Source organism: Streptococcus sp., assembly GCF_019414905.1.
In the GTDB taxonomy this organism is placed as follows: domain Bacteria; phylum Bacillota; class Bacilli; order Lactobacillales; family Streptococcaceae; genus Streptococcus.
Genome location: NZ_DXLC01000279.1, coordinates 1 through 313, shown reverse-complemented (window position 1 = coordinate 313; position 313 = coordinate 1). Strand labels below are relative to the sequence as shown.

Annotated in this window: 1 pseudogene; it reads right to left on the bottom strand. The window is 46.3% G+C overall.

The window, feature by feature from the left end:
* Window positions 1-313: pseudogene (locus QZ359_RS08515) on the bottom strand (alpha-mannosidase); the annotation flags it as partial.

The window sequence follows — 313 nt, the reverse complement described above, 5'->3', positions numbered from 1 at the left end:
GGTTAATGGTTCCACGACCTGCTCTAACAAGTTGCTGTTTTCTTGGAAGGCTTGTTTGAGGTAAATACGGGAAGAAGATGTGTTAGCAAGAGTATACCAACCATCCGTTTCCTGACTGGTCAACTCACCTGTGACCGTTGATAATTGTTCAGGAAGAGCACTTTCCAGTGCTTGGACATATTCGTCAAATGAGCTATGAATAAAGGTCACGTCAGGGAAGAGTTCGTTTGCCACGCGAATGGCTTCGCTCAGATTTCTCTGAACAGGCTGGTGGTCACAGCCGTTCATCATCAACCATTGGTTGGTCGATGCA